We start from the raw sequence: 16494 nt of genomic DNA, 5'->3' as shown, positions 1-16494 counted from the left end.
GCGACGGCTCCCGGCTCGTCAGACGCGTGCGCGGTCCGCCGGGCGGCGGAGCAGATAGATGCCGGCGGATCCGGCGAGCAGCACCATGCAGCAGATGAAGACCAGTCCGGCGTCCTCCAGGCCGAGCGGTTCGGCGAGGAATCCGATGCCGATGACGGGAATGGAGATGCCCGTGTAGGCGACCACGAACAGCGAGGAGATGACCCCGGCACGGTGCTCCTCGGGCGCCGCGCCCGCGACCGAGGCGACGGCGCCCCTGAGCGCGAGCCCCTGTCCCGCGCCCCCGACGAGCGCGCTGAGGACCACGAGCGCCAGCAGGTCCCAGGCGAGCGCGCCGGCCAGCAGGGCCAGCCCGGCGACGAGCGTGAAACAGCCGGCCGGCAGCGCCCGGGCCACACCCAGCCTGGGCACCAGCAACTGTCCGACGGTGGAGGCGAAGAAGGCGAGGAAGACGATGAGCCCGACGACCGCGTGGTTCTCCACACCGAGGCTCTGTGCGAGGAACGCGGGGCTCACGGAGGTGAACACGCCGAGCAGGGAGAAGCCGACGAACGCGGCGAGGCCGGCCGGTACGAACAGGGCGCGCACCTGGGGCGGCAGGCTGGGCCGCTGCGGGCGGCCGACACGCAGCGGCTTCGGCTCGCGCACGGTCTCGGGGAGGAACCAGAGCACCGCGAACGAGACGGCGACCAGGGCGAGATGGACGAGGAAGGGGAGCTTCAGGGGCCACGGCGCGTACTGGGCGAGCAGTCCCGCCAGCAGCGGACCGCAGCCCAGCCCGCCCATGTTGGCCGCGGTCGAGGCGAAGGCGGCTCGGCCCTCCTTGCCCGGCGGTGCGCATTCCATGACGAACGCGGTCGCGGCACCGGTGAACAGTCCGGCGGACAGTCCCGACAGGAACCGGCCGAGGAAGAGCAGGGGCAGTCCGCTCTCGGCCAGGAAGCACACCGCGCTGAGGGCGGCGAGGACCAGTCCGCACAGCAGCACGGGTCGGCGGCCGACGGTGTCGGAGATGTTGCCCGCGAGCAGGAGGACGCCGATGACACCGAAGGCGTAGACGGCGAAGACGACCGTCACGATCAGCTCGGAGAACCCGATTTCCTCCTGATAGAGGCCGTAGAGCGGGGTGGGGAGTGTGGTTCCCGCCATGCACACCGCGAAGATCCCGGCGGCCCGGAGATAGCCGCCGCGGCGCAGGTCCGGCTGCGTGTTCAGGCGATCACTCACAGGGTGAACGGTAGGGGGCGGCGGGCGGCGGGGCACGTCCGGGGCGGCCGTGCGCCTGACGGCGCCGGAGCGGGCGCGACGGCTCCGTGAGGAGGTGCCGGCGGGGCGGCGGTGTCAGGGGTGGGTGCGCGCGCGGGCGATGAGGAGGGCGACGTCGTCGTGGTCCCCCGGCTGCCTCAGCGTCTGGAGGAGCACTTCGCAGGTCGCGTCCAGGGTTCGTTCGGGCGCGCCGAGCAGCGACAGAAGGAGGTCGAGCCGGACGTCGATGGCCTCGTCCCGTGTCTCCACCAGACCATCGGTGTAGAGGACGAGCTCGTCGCCCGGCCGCAGGTCGAAGGTGGTGGTGCGGTAGGGGAAGCCGCCGACGCCGAGCGGTACGCCGGTGGGCAGGTCGAGCAGTTCCGGCGCCCGGCCGGGACGGGCCAGAACCGGCGGCAGATGTCCAGCGGTGGAGATGAGGCACTGGGCCTGGTGGGGGTCGTAGACCGCGTACACGCAGGTGGTGATGGTCTGTCCCATGCGGTCGGTGATGCGGTCGAGGTGGCGCAGCACCTCGTCGGGGGCGAGGTCGAGTTCGGCCAGGGTGCGGGTGGCGGTGCGGAGCTGGCCCATGGTGACGGCGGCGTTGATACCGCTGCCCATCACATCGCCGACGACGAGCGCGGTCTTCTCCCCGCTCAGCGGGATGACGTCGAACCAGTCGCCGCCCACCTCGCTGGCGGCCTGGGCGGGCTCGTAGCGGTTGGCGATCTCCAGGCCGGGCTGGTCCGACGGCTGCTGCGGGAGCAGGCTGCGCTGGAGGGTGAGCGCGGTGTTGCGCACCTGCCGGTGCCAGCGTGCGTTGTCGATGCAGACCGCGGCCCGCGCGGCCAGCTCGCCCGCGAGGAGCTCGTCGTCGTCGTTGAACGGTTCGGGGTTGCGGGTGCGCTTCAGGTCGAGGGCGCCGAGGACCTCGCCGCGGGCGATCAGGGGAACGGCCATGTAGGAGTGCACACCCGCGGCCGCCAGCAGCTCCGCGGCTTCGGGGCTGCGTGCGATCCGCCGCAGGTCGTCCTCGTCGACGTGGGACACGCGGACCGGCCGGCCCGTGTTCACGCAGTGGGTGACCAGCCGGTCGACCTCGTAGCGGGCGACCTCGCCGGGCTGGTCGGCGGCGCGTATGGCGTCGGTGGAGAACGAGGCGGCCACGGCGAGGGCGCGGAAGGTGGCGGGGCCGTCGTGCACCACCGGGCCCGTTCGGCCGTTCAGGGCGCTGTCGAGCACGTCCACCGCCGCGACGTCGGCCAGATCGGGCACCGACACCTCGGCGAGCTCCCGTGCGGTCCGGTCGAGGTCGAGGGTGGTGCCGATCCGCATCGAGGCATCGGCCACAAGAGTGAGGCGCCGGCGGGCCGCGGCCACCTCGCTCGTGGCGCGATGACGCTCGGTGACGTCCACGACGGACACGGCGAGCCCGAGCACACGCCCGTTCGAGGACTCCAGGCGGTAGAAGGAGACGGACCAGGCGCGCTGGTTGTCGGGGTCGGCCGGGGTGTGTCCCACCGACTCACGGTCGAGGATCGGCACACCCGTGGCGAGTACCTGACGCATGTCGGACTCTATGGCCACGGTGTCCAGGAACGGCAGGGCTTCACGGACGTGACGTCCCACATGCTCCTGGGCGGCGAGACCGTTGATGCGCTCCAGGGCCGGATTCACGGTGATGTACCGCAGCTCCGAGTCGACGACGGCGAGGCCGATCGGGGACTGGGCGATGAGCCGGGTCGACAGCGCGAGATCCCGCTCCACCTGCCGCAACGTGGACTGCTCGGTGGCCAGCCCCAGGGCGTAGAGGTGCTTGCGGTCGTCCTCCAGCCGCATATTGCGGAATTCCACGAGCAGGGACGTGCCGTCCTTGTGGCGTACGGGGAAGACCCCCGCCCAGTTGCCCTCACCGCCCATGACCTCGGCAAACAGCCGTTGCACCAGCTCATGGTGCTGCTCGTGCACCATGACCCGGGCGGCGGGCCGCCCCAGGGCCTCCTCGGCGCTGTACCCGAAGAGCTTCTCGGCCTGAGGGCTCCACAGTGCGATCTTGCCCTCGGCGTCCAGCATGACGGCGGCGACGTTCAGGACATCCATCAGGCCGCCGGACTCGGACGTGATGGCCGCCGGACGCACGGCCCCCTCGGCAGGGTCAGGGGAAGGCTCCGCAGCGCGCATCCCACGACCTCCGTCCGCCTGTCGTCACCTCTTGAGGCGCTGTGTACCCACTCCGGGCCTCGGCATCAGTGTGCCCCTCCAGGGACCCTCCCATCGTCCCTCCGGCCAGGCTCAGGCCGCATCCGGCGGGCGCTCCCCCGCCGGGCGGGAGAGGATCACCAACGATGCAGGCGCGGACCATCCTGCACCAGTGGGATGGCTGGATTCCACAGGTGTGACAACCCCGGTTGCCCTGCGAAGGATCGGCCGAGCGTTCTGCAACGGGTTTGCAACCTCGCCCGTGCTTCGCTCGGCGCATGACCGAGACCCCGCGTGTGGAGCTGACCCCGGCCGCCGCCGATCTGCTGCGGCGGCTGCGGGCCGTACACGGACCGCTGATGTTTCACCAGTCGGGCGGCTGCTGCGACGGCAGTGCCCCCATGTGCTACCCGCAGGGAGAATTCCGTACGGGGTCCTCCGACATCCTTCTCGCGGACCTCCGGGTGGAGGGCGTCGAGGAGGACATCTCCTTCTGGATCTCCAGAAGCCAGTACGAACGGTGGAGCCACACACGGCTCGTCGTCGATGTCGTCGAAGGCCGTGGCAGCGGATTCTCGCTGGAGGCCCCGGAGGGGGTGCGTTTCCTGATCCGGTCGCATCTCGTCGGCGCCTGACCGGTCGGGTACGCCGGGCGCTTCAGGGACGCAGACTGCTGACGACCTCCGCCGTGGCGGCGACGCCTTCGCTGATGGTCGGCGCCATGCTCGTGCCCGCGAGGAAGAAGCCGAGCAGGCAGCACACGATCGCGTGCGAGAGCTTGAGTCCGCCGTTGCGCAGAAAGATCACCGCGAGGACCACCAGAAGCAGTACGACCGAAATCGACACAGCCATCGTCAACCTCCTCCGCCGCGCCGGATCCGCGGCATTCGGCCGTCAGTCTGGCGCAGCGGAGGGCCCGTACGGCCGACTGGCGTGTCCGCCGTACGGGTGCAGTCTGCGGGAGTTTCCGGCTACCGGCCGCGCCTGCGCAGGAAGGTTTCGAGGCCCGCCAGATCGTCCGAGTTGAGGTGGTCGACGCCGGCGGCGAGCAGCTCGGACCAGACGGCGTCGCGGGCCGGGCCGGGCACATCGGGTGTGGCCCAGAAGCGGACGCGCTGACCGCGGTCGTGGGCCGCGGAGACGAGCGCGTGCAGCGTGCCGCGTTCACCCGCGGGGAACGGTCCGATGCCCTGCCAGGTGAAACTCGACGTCCAGTTGCTGGAGATCAGCGGGATGAAGGAGGCGGGCGTGGCGGTGCCGAGGTCGTCGAGCCGGCCGTCGTAGAACGCGTACCGCTGCCGCTGGGCCTCCATGGGAACGCGCGCCGCGCGGTCGCCGGAGACCACCGGGGTGACGGCGCCGGGGCGGACCCGGCCGTGCGCGTAGCCGGTCAGCATCCGGCTGTAGCGCCGCAGCTGGCGGTCGAGTTCGAGGTAGCAGGCGACGCCGTCGGTCTTGATGTCGACGAGCAGCTGCACCGGCTTGCCGTAACCGCGGTACACCGAGCCGTGGTTGGCCCGCACGCGGGCCAGCAGCGGGTCGAGATAGAGCGAGCGCAGGGTGCGGGTGGGGTCGAGCTCCTCCGGGGTGTGCGCGACGAGCAGTTCGCCGTTCACCAGGAAGATGTCGGCCTCCAGGCTGGTGAATCCGTGCGACAGGGCGTCGTGCAGCGGCCGTTCGTGCAGGTAGTCGTTGTGGGCGTGCGCCTGACGCAGCGGCCGCGGGCGGTGCTGCACGCCGGGGTTCTGGGCCGCCTGCGCTGCGGCGGGTACGGCGACGGCGCCGGCCAGCGCGGCGGCGAGGGTCGTGACGGCTCTGCGACGGGTGGTCAGCACGGTGGTGCCTCCGGGCTCGTGGGGTCGGGAGGGACACCCGAGTATCAGCCCGCCAAGTCGCTGATCGGCAGTGCTGCACCAAGAGTTCGGCCATCCGTCACCTGGTGACCGTGCCGGGCGCACCGCCCCGTGCGGCTCACGGGGTCCAGGCCTCGGACCAGTGCACCGTCCGGTCGCACCAGCGCTCCAGCAGGGTCCGGTCGTGACCGACGGCGAGGAGGCCGGCGCCCTGTTCACGGCGGTAGTCCTCGACGACCGCCACCAGTGCGGCCGTTGTCGAGGCGTCGAGCATGGCGGTCATCTCGTCGCAGATCAGCCAGCGCGGGTCGAGCACCAACGCCCGGGCGACGCAGGCACGTTGCAGCTGCCCGTCGCTGACCTCGTGCGGACGGCGGCCCAGCAGCTCCCCGGTGAGTCCCACCCGGTCGGCCAGTTCCCCGGTCCGCCGGACGGCCTCGTCGCGTCTGCCGGTCGCCCGCAGCGGTTCGGCGATCAGGTCGCGCAGCGGCAGCCGGGGGTCGGCGGAGAGCCTGGGCTGCTGGAAGACCACGCCGATGGCGGTGCGCTGGGCCCGCGGGGCGGTGTGCCGCCAGCCGCGGGCGGGCTCGCCGTCGATGACGACGCGGCCGCCGTAGGGCCGGTGGAGCAGTGCGGCCACGCGGGCGAGGGTGGACTTGCCGCAGCCGCTGGGGCCGAGGAGGCCGACGGCCTCACCGGGCGCGAGGGTGAGCGATGCGTCGCGTACGACGGGGCGGCCGCGGTCGTACCCGGCGGTGATCTCCTGCAGTTCAAACACGGGCGGGCTCCCGGTCGTCGGGGGCGTTCACGGGGTGGTGGCACGCGACTCCCCCGTCGGGAACGGGCTGTGTCCCGCAGCGTTCGCTCACGCGCTCGCAGCGCGCGGCGAAGGCGCACCCGGGCGGCAGGTCTCCCAGCTCCGGCGGCAGCCCGGGGACGGGGACGAAGTCCCGTTCGGGGAGAGCCGCGAGCAGTCCCCTGGCGTACGGATGACGGGGGCCGGGACTGCCGAAGAAGGCGTCGGCGTCCGCGAGTTCGACGATCCGCCCGGCGTACATCACGGCGACCCGGTCGGCGATCCGTTCCGCCGCCGCCAGATCGTGGGTGATCATCAGCAGGCCCCGGCCCTCGTCGGTGTGGCGGCGGAGTTCGTCGGCCGTGCGGTTCACCAGCTCGCGGTCGAGTCCGGTGGTCGGCTCGTCGGCGAGGAGCAGGGGCGCGTCGCCGACGAGGGCGAGCGCGGTCGCGGCCCGCTGGGCGAGTCCGCCGGACAGTTCGTGCGGGTAGCGGTCGAGGCCTCCGGCCGGAAAGGCGGCCCGCTCGGCCGCGGCGACGGCGGCCTTGCGCAGTTCCCCGCGCGGTGTGCCGGTGAGCGCGCGCACCGTCTCCGACACCTGCGCTCCGACGGTACGGACCGGGGTGAGATGGGCGGCCGGGCTCTGCGGTACGAGGCCGATCCTGCGCCCGCGCACCGTGCGGGCGAGGGTCCGCTCGTCGGCACCGAGCAGTTCGACACCGTCGACGGTCGCCGTGCCGGCGGTCTGGGCGTTGCCCGGCAGCAGGCCCAGCAGGGCAGAGGCGAGCACGGACTTGCCGCAGCCGCTCTCGCCGACGAGGGCCAGGCACTCCCCCGCGGCGAGGTCGAAGGTCGCTCCGGTGACGGCCGCGATGTGCCGGCCGCCGCGCATCCGGAAACGTACGGACAGGTCCCGTACGGACAGGACGGTCACAGCATCAGCTCCGATCTCCGGCGCGGGTTGATCCGCTCCCGCCAGGCGCCCGCGAGGCCCGCCACGGCGAGCGTCGGGATGATCAGGAACAGCCCGGGGAAGAGGGTGGGCCACCAGTCGCCGGCGAGGAGGGAACCACGGGCGGACTGGACGAGGTTGCCGAGGCTCGCCTCGTGGGCGGGCAGTCCGAGCCCGAGGAAGGAGAGCGCGGATTCGTGCCACATGGCGTGCGGGACCATCAGGACGGCCGCGAGGCCGGCCTGCGGCAGCACGCCCGGCAGCAGATGCCGCGCGGTGACGCGCCATCGCGAGGCACCGCCGGAGATCGCCGCGTCGATGTACGGACGGGAGCGCAGGGACAGCACTTCCGAGCGCACGATGCGGGCGGTGGACAGCCAGTGGGTGAGCGCCACGGACACGACGACCGGCCAGACCCCGGGGCGGAACATCGCCACGATGAAGATGCCGAGGAGCAGGTGGGGCACGGACGCGAACGTGTCCACGAGCCGCATCACCAGCCGGTCGGTCCAGCCTCCGAAGGCCGCGGCGGCTGCGCCCACCAGGGTGCCGATCACGGTGGCGACCAGCGCGGCGACGACGCCCACGAGCAGCGAGATCCGCAGTCCGTAGACGCACCGCAGCAACAGGTCGCGGCCCACGTCGTCGGTGCCGAAGGGGTGGGCGGGCGACGGCGGTTGCAGTTTCATCGACAGATCGACCGCCTGCTCGTCGAGCTGCGCGATCGGCGGCACGACCAGCACCGCGAGGACGACCGCGGTCACCACGACGGCGGAGACGGAGACCCGGACGGTGCGGGTGGAGCGCCGGGTGCGCCCGCGACTGCGCCACACTGCCTCAGCCATCGAAGCCCACTCTCGGGTCGGCGAGCCCGTACAGCACGTCGGACAGGAGGTTGCCGGCGAGCACGGCGGCGGTGGCGAGGACCGTGAGCGCGGCCAGCAGCGGGAAGTCGACCGAGGTGGCGGCCTGGACGGTGGCGGCGGCGATGCCGGGCCAGCTGAAGACCGTCTCCACGAGCAGCGCGCCCGTGATGAGTTCGGGCACGCGCGAGCCGATGAGGGTGAGCATCGGCAGCATGCCGGAGCGCAGGGCGTGACCGAGCAGGACGGTCGGCTCGCCGAGTCCACGGGCGCGGGCCCCGCGCACCGGGTCCTCGTCGAGCGCGTCGGCGACCCCTTGGCGTACGTACAGGAAGAACCACGGCAGTTGGGAGATGCCGAGGACGGCCGCGGGCAGGACCAGGTGCGTGGCGACCTGGCCGAAGGTGACGACGTCGCTGGCGGTGTCGGTGAGCCCGCCGGCCGGGAGGACGCCCAGTTCGAGGGCGAAGAACCAGATGGCGAGCAGTCCGAGCCAGAAGGCGGGTGCCGCTTCGAGGGTGTAGGCGGCCGAGCTGACGCAGCGGTCCAGCCAGCCGCCGCGGCGGCGGGCGGCCAGTACGCCCAGTGCCGTGCCGAGCAGGATGGCGACGGCGAACGCGGTGACCGCGAGGAGCGCGGACCAGCCGATCCGCTCGCCGACGACCTCGGCGACGGGCCTGCGCAGGACGCTGGAGTTCCCCAGGTCGCCCTGGAGCGCGGACATCAGCCAGTTCCACCAGCGGGTGACGAGGGGCTGGTCGACGCCGAGGTTGGCGCGGATCTGGTCCAGGTTCTCCTGGGTGGCGGTCAGTCCGGCCGTGCCGGTGTACGCCTTGACGGGGTCGAAGGGAGAGGCGGCGGCGACGGCGAAGACGCCGAAGGTCACGACCAGGAGCACGGGGGCGGCGAACAGTGCCCGCCGCCCCGCCATCCGCGCCATCGCCTCCCAGGGAAGGCGGCGGGTCACTGCTTCGGGGTCCAGTCCTCGACGTTCCACCAGGGGCCGGAGGCGAGCCCGTGGTCGTGCGGCTCGACCTGGGTGGTCAGTCCGTCCCAGCGGTCGGCGACGACGTAGAGGTGGTCGATGTGGGTGAGGAAGGTGTAGCCGGGGTTCTTCACCAGTTCGCGCTGAACGGTGTCGTAGGCCGCCTTGCGCACGGTCTTGTCGCCGCTCTTGCGGCCTTCGGCCAGGGCCGCGTCGACGGCAGGGTTGTCGTAGCGGGCCATGTTGTTGAAGCCGTCGCCGCCGAACGAGGACGTGAGCAGCAGATACTGGTCGAAGTCGGGGTCCGCCGGGGCACCGCCACCGGCGAGGACCGCGTCGTCCTTCATCCGCGGCTCGATGACCTCCCAGGTGCCGGCCTGCGTGGTGACGGCGATACCGGCCTTCTTGGCGTCGGAGGCGTAGGCGAGGGCGTGCTCCTGGCGGAGTTTGTCACCGGCGAGGTACCAGAGCGGGAACGCGGCGCGTACGCCGTTCTTCTCGCGGATCCCGTTCTTGCCGGGCTTCCAGCCGGCGTCGTCGAGGATCTTCTTCGCGCGGGCCAGGTCGTGGGGGCGCTCGGTGCCCTGGGTGAACCACTCGCTGCCGGTGGGGACCGGACCGTAGGCGGGCTTGCCCGCACCTTCGAGGATCTTGTCGACCATGGTCTGCCGGTCGACGGCGACATCGAGCGCCCGACGGATCGCGGTGTCGCCGGCGACCTTGTTGTGGGTCGGCAGCGTGACGGTCCGGTAGTCGTACGTCGTGGCCGCGTAGGTCTTCTTCGCCCCGTCGCCCTTGAAGCCCTTGGCGAGGTTGGGCGGCAGGATGGCGCCGTCGAGGTCGCCCGCGCGCAGTCGCGTGGCGCGGACGTCGTCGTCCTTGATGATCGCCATGGTGAACTTCTTCACCTTCGGCTCCCCGCCCCAGTAGTGGGGGTTCGCCTTGAGGCTGATCTTCTCGCCCTTGGACCATCCGGTGAGGACGTACGGCCCGGTGCCGATCGGCTTGGTGGTGAACGGGCCGGTGTTGACGTCCTGTCCGGCCACCACGTGCTCGGGGACGATGGGGAGGACGGTGCGCTCGGCGAAGGGCGCGTAGGGGTACTTCAGCGTGAAGACCACGGTGTCCTCGCCGGTCGCCCTGACGTCCTTGATGGCGTCGAGCTCGGACTTGGAGGCGTTGTTGGTCTTCTTGTCCAGGATGGTGCGGTAGGTGAAGACGACGTCCTTGGCGCCGAACGGCTTGCCGTCGCTGAACTTCACGCCCTGGCGCAGTTTGTAGGTGTACGTCAGCCGGTCCTCGCTGATTCTCGGCAGCGCGGCGGCGAGTGCGGGCTTGAGGTTCATCCCGCGGTCGAGGGCCAGCAGACCGTCGAAGATCTTCGCGTTGCCGTCCTTGCCGTAGCCGAGCAGCGGGCTGAGGCTCTCGGGCTCGTACGCGATGCCGACGACGGCGGACTCCCCCTCGCCGTTCTTGCCGGCCGCGCCGCTGTCCGGGTTGGAGCAGGCCGCCGCGCCGACGGTCAGCGCGGCGGCCAGCGTCGCTGCGGCCAGCCCTCGTATCGATCGGGCGGACATGGCCCACTCCCCTAATGAAGATCCACTGTTATTGCGAACGATTCGCAATTAAACAGCACGCCAAGGGGAGCGGACTACGCAGGTCCGCAAGGCGGTGCGGGGGCGGCCTACGGAGCCTCGATGTCGACCAGTTCGGCCAGAGCCTCCTTGTGGCTGCCCGCGGTACCGAGGGCGATCGAGTCCGACTTGGCCCGCTTGAGGTGGAGATGGGCGGGGTGTTCCCAGGTCATGCCGATGCCCGCGTGCAGCTGGACGCACTCCTCGGCCGCGTGCACCGCGACCCGTGAGGTGTACGCCTGGGCGATGGCGACCGCGAGAGCCGCTTCCGGGCTGTCGGTGGCCAGGGCGTCGGCCGCGTTCCTGACCGCGGCGCGCGCCGAGACGACCTCCAGCCACAGCTGCGCCATGCGGTGCTTGAGCGCCTGGAAGGAGCCGATCGGCCGGTTGAACTGATGGCGCTCCCGGGTGTGCCGGACGGTCTCCTCCAAGCACCACTCGGCCACGCCGAGCTGCTCGGAGGCCAACAACCCGGCCCCGGCGAGCAGTCCACGGCGGACCGCCGCCTCCGCCGCGTCGGAGTCCGCGAGCCGGGTGGCCGCCGCGGTACCGGGGACGGTCACGGCCGCGAGAGGCCGCGTCAGATCGAGCGGCGTCTGCGCCTCGACGCCCACTTCCCCGGCCTCGACCGCGTACAGGCCGTCGGACCGCAGCACCAGGAACACATCGGCGGCCGCCGCGTCGGCGACACCCGGGACCCGGGACTCACCCGCGGCGAGCGGGCCGTACGGGGAGGCCGACAGCGGGACGGCGAGCACGGCCACGGTGCGGCCGGACGCCAGCGCGGCCAGCAGGTCGGCGACCTCCGGCGTTTCCGTGTCGAGCGCGAGAAGGACCTCGGTCGCGATGACCGAACTGGTCAGATACGGCGCGGGAGTCACCTGACGGCCGAGTTCTTCGAGGACCACGGCGGCCTCACGATGACTCGCACCCTGGCCACCCAGCTTCTCCGGAACGAGCAGCCCCGCGGCGCCCATGTCGGCGGCGAGCGCCTTCCAGAGACCCGCGTCGTACGGCGTGCCGGCCTCGGCCCGCGTCAGCAGCGCCGCGGTGTCGGCGCGGTCGGTGAGCAGGGACCGGACGGCCGCCCTCAGGTCGTCCTCGGCCTCGGAGTAGAGCAGATCGGGCTGGGTGCTCCGCGTCGGCGCCTTCGTCATCGGGCGAGGTCCTTCCAGGCGATGTCCTTGTCGTTGCGCGGCTCGGACGGCAGCCCGAGTACGCGTTCGGCGACGATGTTCAGGAGCACCTCGCTGGTGCCGCCCTCGATCGAGTTGCCCTTGGAGCGCAGATAGCGGTAGCCCGCGTCGCGGCCGGTGAAGTCGACCAGTTCGGGCCGGCGCATGGTCCAGTCGTCGTACAACAGGCCCTCTTCGCCGCGCAGTTCGACCTCCAGGCCGCTGATCTCCTGGTTGAGCCGGGCGAAGGCGAGTTTCATGCCGCTGCCCTCGGGGCCCGGCTGGCCTGCGACGAGCTGCTGGCGCAGCCGTTCGCCGGCGAGGCGGGCGACCTCCGCCTCGACCCACAGGGTCAGCAGACGCTGGTGCAGGTCGTGGGTGCGCAGTTCGGGACGCTCGCGCCAGGTCTGCGTGACGGGGCCGATCATGCCTCCCTCGCGAGGGATGCGGCTGCCGCCGATGGAGACGCGCTCGTTCATCAGGGTCGTCTGCGCGACCTTCCAGCCCTCGCCCACCTCGCCGAGGCGATGTGCGTCGGGGATGCGGACGCCGGAGAGGAAGACCTCGTTGAACTCCGCCTCGCCGGTGATCTGGCGCAGCGGACGGACCTCGACGCCGGGGTCGGTCATGTCACAGATGAAGTAGGTGATGCCGCGGTGCTTGGGCAGATCGGGGTCGGTGCGGGCGATGAGGATGGCCCAGCGCGCCACATGGGCGCTGGAGGTCCACACCTTCTGTCCGCTCACCACCCAGTCGTCGCCGTCGCGCACGGCCCGGGTACCGAGCGCCGCGAGGTCGGAGCCCGCGCCCGGCTCGCTGAAGAGCTGGCACCAGACCTCGTCGCCGACCCACAGCGGCCGCAGGAAACGCTCCTTCACCTCTTCGGAGCCGTACGCGAGGATCGTCGGGGCCGCCATGCCGAGTCCGATGCCGATACGGCGCGGGTCGTTGTCCGGCGCGTCAGCGGCGTTCAGTACGGCGTCCACGACGGCCTGAAGAGAGCGCGGCGCGTCGAGTCCGCCGAGGCCCTTCGGGTAGTGGACCCAGGCGAGGCCGGCGTCGAAGCGGGCCTTGAGGAAGGTGGTGCGGTCGGTGGTGGCCGGCGGGTGTGCGGCCAGCAACTCCTCCGCGCGGGTGCGCAGTTCGGCGGCGTCCGTCATCGGGCGGCTCCTTCCGGAATGACCACCAGACGACCGGTGGTGGTGCCGTCGGCCACGCGCTGGACCGCGTCGGCTGCGTCCTTCATCGCGACCCGTCCGCTGATCAGCGGCTTGACGGCGCCTTCGGCGGCGAGCCTGGTCAGTTCCTCGTGACAGGCGAGGATCGCGGCCGGGTCCTTCTGGTTGTACAGGCCCCAGTGCAGGCCCACGATCGAGTAGTTCTTCACCAGCGCGTGGTTGAGCGCGGGGCTCGGGATGGCACCGCTCGCGAAGCCGACGACGAGGATGCGGCCCTCGAAGGCGACGCACTTCGCGGACTTGGCGTACGCGTCACCGCCGACCGGGTCGTAGATCACGTCGGCGCCCCGGCCACCGGTCGCCTCCTTGACGACGGCGACGATGTCATCGGTGCGGCGGTCGACGACCACGTCGCAGCCGAGCTCCCGGGCCACGCGGGCCTTGTCCTCGCCGCCGACGACACCGATCACCCGGGCGCCCGCGGCCTTGCCGAGCTGGACGGCGGCGCTGCCGACGCCGCCCGCGGCCGCGTGCACGAGCAGGGTCTCGCCCGCCCGCAGCGCGGCCCGGCGGTGCAGCCCGAACCAGCCGGTCTGGTAGCCGATGTGCAGGGCGGCGGCCTCGGCGTCGTCGAGCGCCTCGGGGGCGGGCAGTACGGCAGCGGCATCGGCCACGACGTAGTCCGCGAGCCCGCCGTCCGGCAGGGCGGGGTTGGCTATGACCCGGCGGCCGTCCTCGGTCTCGCCGCAGATCTCCACGCCCGGCGTGAAGGGCAGCGGCGGGCGCACCTGGTAGTGGCCGCGGCACAGCAGCGCGTCGGGGAAGTTGATGTTCGCGGCGCGGACCTTCAGCAGGAGCTGCCCGTCGCCCGGCGTGGGCCGGTCCACCTCTTCGAGCCGCATCACCTCGCTCGGCTCGCCGTTCCGGTGCACTCGCCATGCCTGCATTTCCGGGCCTCCACAAACCGTAGGCAGTACTGCGCTCCGGTTCGCATACTAAGCGGTCGCTTGCCGCTCGGGAAGCCCCCTTCCGGCCGCGCAGGCCCCCGCTCACCTCGGACCCCTGCCTGGCCCGGACGGGAGCGTCGCTCCTCCTTCTGCCCGGGCCGTCAGCTCTGCTTCGGCCTCGCCCGGACGTGCATACGTTCGCCCTGCGGGCCGAACAGGCTCAGGAACTCCACACTCTCCTCGCCGGCAGGGCCGAACCAGTGCGGGACCCGGGTGTCGAACTCCGCGGCCTCGCCGGCTCCGAGGACCACGTCGTGCTCGCCGAGCACCAGCCGGAGCTTCCCGGACAGGACGTACAGCCACTCGTAGCCCTCGTGCGTCCGGGGGTCGGGCTGCTGACCACTCGGCTCCTGCACGACCTTGTACGCCTGAAGGCCGCCCGGCTGGCGGGTGAGCGGCAGCATGGTCCTCCCGTGCCGCACGATCGGCTTCGCCCGCACCCTCGGGTCCCCGACGGGCGGGGCGCCGACGAGCTCGTCGAGCGGCACCTGATGGGCGCGGGCGATGGGCAGCAGCAGCTCCAGGCTGGGCTTGCGCTGGCCGGACTCCAGCCGGGAGAGCGTGCTGACGGAGATCCCGGTCACCTCGGAGAGGGCGCCGAGGGTGGCACCACGGTCGCGGCGGATACGTCGGAGACGGGGACCGACCTCGTCGAGTACGGAATCGAGCGCGGGTTCGTCGTTCATGGAACCATTGCAGAAACAGCAAGGCCATTTGTCAATCCCGTGAACTTCGGGCTCCCAGCACCGGCACCGTCGAGATCAAAGATCGGTGCAAGCCCATGGACGATTCGGCCGCCACCGGATACTCATGCCCTCATGACAGATCGTCTCGGCATTCCCGCCCCTCCGCCCCTCGGCGCCGCCGCCCTGCCCAAGGGGACGTTCGAGGGCAGGAGCGTGATCGTCACCGGAGGCGGCTCGGGCCTCGGGAAGGCGATCGCGACGGAGTTCGCCCGGCTCGGCGCGGACCTCATGATCGTGGGCCGCAAGGCCGACCGGCTCAAGGCCGCGCAGGACGAGCTCGCCGGACTCGGCGGCCGCGTGACCGCCGCCCTGTGCGACATACGCGAACCGGACCGCATAGCGGAGGTCATCGATGCCGCCGAGGCCGCTTTCGGCCTGCCGAGCGTGCTCGTCAACAACGCGGCGGGCAACTTCCCCGTGCCCGCCGAGGAGCTGTCCGCCAACGGCTGGCGGGCCGTCGTGGACATCACCCTCAGCGGGACCTGGTTCATGACGCAGGAGTTCGGCCGCCGGCATCTGGCCGCGGGCACACCGGCGTCCATCATCAACCTCGGCGCGTCGTACGCCTGGACGGGCGGGCCGGGGTTCGTGCATTCCGCGGCGGCCAAGGCGGGCGTGCAGAACATGGTCGAGACCCTGGCCGTCGAGTGGGGGCCGTACGGCATCCAGATCAACGCCCTGGTGCCGGGGCTGGTGCCGCACGACGACATGAGCGCCGATCTGCGAGGCGGCCTCGACCGGGCGGAGGACAAGGACGTCCGGCAGCCCGCGCTGCGGGTGGGGCAGCCCAGGGAGATCGGGTGGGCGGCGACGTTCCTCGCCTCCCCCTACGCCCAGTTGATCACGGGGCACACCCTGGTGGTGGACGGCGCCAACTGGCAGCGGCGGGCACTGGTGAACGAGCCGGTGGTGACCGTGCGCGAGCAGTTGGGACGGGGTCCCTTCGCCGGCTGACCCACAGCCCGCCGCTCGGGTCGCGCCGGGCTCGTGGCGCGCGCGTTCACCGGCCCTCGAAGTCCGGGGGCCGGCGCGCAGCCTTGGCCGTGTAACCCTCGCGGCAGTCCTCCGAGGTGAGCGTGAGCGCCGCGCTCTGCGCCGTACGGTCGAGGGCCTCCGCGAGACCGGCGTCCGCGAACGCGTCGATGTCGCGCTTGACGGCCCGCACCGCGAGCGGCGCGTTCCGCGCGATCTCCGCCGCCAGTTCCTGCGCGGCAGAAGCCAGTTCGCCAGCCGGGCAGACCAGTTGGACCAGACCCAGGCGCGCGGCCGTCGCCGCGTCGATGCGCCGGCCGGTCAGCGCCAGGTACTTGGCCCAGCCCGCGCCCGCCTCGCGCGCGATCCGCAGATCACCGCCCGCGTCCACCGCCACCCCCAACTGCGCCTCGGGCAGGGCGAAGAGGGCGTCGTCCGCGGCGACGCGGATGTCCGCCATCAACGCGAGCTCGAAACCGAAGCCGAGGCAGTATCCCTGCACCGCGGCGACGACCGGCTGCGGCAGTCCGGCGAAGGCCGCGAAGCGCTCGTGCGCCCAGCGGATGCCCTCGTGGTAGCGCTGGGTGCGCTCCGCCGCGGACCTGCCGGTGATCGCGCCGCCCGGGGCGGTGACATCGATGCCCGCGCAGAAGGCACGGCCCTCTGCCCGCAGCAACACCGCTCTGACGCTGTCGTCGAAGCGGATCCGGTCGGCCATCAGGCCCAGTTGACGGGTGGACTCCCAGCTCCAGCCGTTCAGCGTGGCGGGCCGGCACAGGGTGAGGACGCCCACGCCGTCGGCGATGTCGAGGCGGATGCGCTCCTCACCCTCGGCGATATCCCGGTCCAGTGTGTCGATCATCGCCACCCCTTCTGACGCATCATC

Annotated in this window: 16 protein-coding genes; 2 read left to right on the top strand and 14 right to left on the bottom strand. The window is 71.9% G+C overall.

Features of this window, described 5'->3' with window-relative positions:
* Window positions 1-18 precede the first annotated feature (18 nt).
* Both OHA05_RS32425 and OHA05_RS32420 read right to left on the bottom strand, forming a co-directional pair.
* On the bottom strand, window positions 19-1215 hold the full coding sequence (locus OHA05_RS32425) for an MFS transporter (RefSeq protein WP_443043855.1): 1197 nt from the start codon (window positions 1213-1215) through the stop codon (window positions 19-21).
* 126 nt (window positions 1216-1341) lie between these two features.
* Window positions 1342-3429 carry a SpoIIE family protein phosphatase gene (locus tag OHA05_RS32420; RefSeq protein ID WP_413777701.1) on the bottom strand — a complete coding sequence of 696 codons (2088 nt, stop codon included), beginning with the start codon at window positions 3427-3429 and terminating at the stop codon, window positions 1342-1344.
* Between the two features lie 296 nt (window positions 3430-3725).
* Between OHA05_RS32420 and OHA05_RS32415 the strand changes: the two genes are divergently transcribed.
* A complete protein-coding gene (locus OHA05_RS32415) occupies window positions 3726-4082 on the top strand; it encodes a DUF779 domain-containing protein (RefSeq protein ID WP_313942686.1) in 357 nt (118 codons plus the stop codon).
* Window positions 4083-4104: 22 nt separating this feature from the next.
* On the opposite strand, the gene OHA05_RS32410 is transcribed toward OHA05_RS32415, so the two are convergent.
* The 11 genes from OHA05_RS32410 to OHA05_RS32360 form a co-directional block, all read right to left on the bottom strand.
* Entirely contained in the window at window positions 4105-4299 is a 195-nt protein-coding gene (locus OHA05_RS32410) for a hypothetical protein (RefSeq protein WP_313942687.1), read from the bottom strand.
* A 119-nt stretch (window positions 4300-4418) separates the two neighbouring features.
* Window positions 4419-5282, bottom strand: a complete 864-nt coding sequence (locus OHA05_RS32405; protein WP_313942688.1) for a phosphatidylinositol-specific phospholipase C/glycerophosphodiester phosphodiesterase family protein — start codon at window positions 5280-5282, stop codon at window positions 4419-4421.
* 136 nt (window positions 5283-5418) lie between these two features.
* Entirely contained in the window at window positions 5419-6078 is a 660-nt protein-coding gene (locus OHA05_RS32400) for an ABC transporter ATP-binding protein (protein WP_328862506.1), read from the bottom strand.
* A complete protein-coding gene (locus OHA05_RS32395; protein WP_313948782.1) occupies window positions 6071-6988 on the bottom strand; it encodes an ABC transporter ATP-binding protein in 918 nt (305 codons plus the stop codon). Before OHA05_RS32395 ends, OHA05_RS32400 begins: the two co-directional genes overlap by 8 nt.
* Before the next feature lie 38 nt (window positions 6989-7026).
* Complete coding sequence (locus tag OHA05_RS32390) at window positions 7027-7893, bottom strand: ABC transporter permease (protein ID WP_328862505.1); 867 nt, start codon at window positions 7891-7893, stop codon at window positions 7027-7029.
* A complete protein-coding gene (locus OHA05_RS32385; RefSeq protein ID WP_313948783.1) occupies window positions 7886-8851 on the bottom strand; it encodes an ABC transporter permease in 966 nt (321 codons plus the stop codon). The genes OHA05_RS32390 and OHA05_RS32385 overlap by 8 nt, the downstream gene beginning before the upstream one ends.
* Window positions 8852-8874: 23 nt before the next feature.
* Entirely contained in the window at window positions 8875-10473 is a 1599-nt protein-coding gene (locus OHA05_RS32380; RefSeq protein ID WP_328862504.1) for an ABC transporter substrate-binding protein, read from the bottom strand.
* Window positions 10474-10580: 107 nt separating this feature from the next.
* Window positions 10581-11687 (bottom strand): acyl-CoA dehydrogenase family protein, encoded by a 1107-nt coding sequence (locus OHA05_RS32375; RefSeq protein WP_313942692.1) that lies wholly within the window; start codon window positions 11685-11687, stop codon window positions 10581-10583.
* The gene (locus OHA05_RS32370) at window positions 11684-12865 is read right to left on the bottom strand and encodes an acyl-CoA dehydrogenase family protein (RefSeq protein ID WP_313942693.1); all 1182 of its coding nucleotides are present in this window, start codon (window positions 12863-12865) and stop codon (window positions 11684-11686) included. Before OHA05_RS32370 ends, OHA05_RS32375 begins: the two co-directional genes overlap by 4 nt.
* The gene (locus OHA05_RS32365) at window positions 12862-13830 is read right to left on the bottom strand and encodes an NADPH:quinone oxidoreductase family protein (RefSeq protein ID WP_328862503.1); all 969 of its coding nucleotides are present in this window, start codon (window positions 13828-13830) and stop codon (window positions 12862-12864) included. The genes OHA05_RS32370 and OHA05_RS32365 overlap by 4 nt, the downstream gene beginning before the upstream one ends.
* Window positions 13831-13991: 161 nt before the next feature.
* Window positions 13992-14576, bottom strand: coding sequence for a helix-turn-helix domain-containing protein (locus OHA05_RS32360; protein WP_328862502.1), 585 nt, complete (start codon window positions 14574-14576; stop codon window positions 13992-13994).
* Window positions 14577-14708: 132 nt separating this feature from the next.
* Between OHA05_RS32360 and OHA05_RS32355 the strand changes: the two genes are divergently transcribed.
* The gene (locus tag OHA05_RS32355) at window positions 14709-15590 is read left to right on the top strand and encodes an SDR family oxidoreductase (RefSeq protein ID WP_328862501.1); all 882 of its coding nucleotides are present in this window, start codon (window positions 14709-14711) and stop codon (window positions 15588-15590) included.
* Window positions 15591-15636: 46 nt separating this feature from the next.
* On the opposite strand, the gene OHA05_RS32350 is transcribed toward OHA05_RS32355, so the two are convergent.
* A complete protein-coding gene (locus tag OHA05_RS32350) occupies window positions 15637-16470 on the bottom strand; it encodes an enoyl-CoA hydratase/isomerase family protein (protein ID WP_313942697.1) in 834 nt (277 codons plus the stop codon).
* Window positions 16471-16494: the final 24 nt, after the last annotated feature.

The sequence above is a fragment of the Streptomyces sp. NBC_00306 genome, assembly GCF_036169555.1.
In the GTDB taxonomy this organism is placed as follows: Bacteria; Actinomycetota; Actinomycetes; order Streptomycetales; family Streptomycetaceae; genus Streptomyces; species Streptomyces achmelvichensis.
This window is presented reverse-complemented; position numbering and strand designations above follow the sequence as displayed.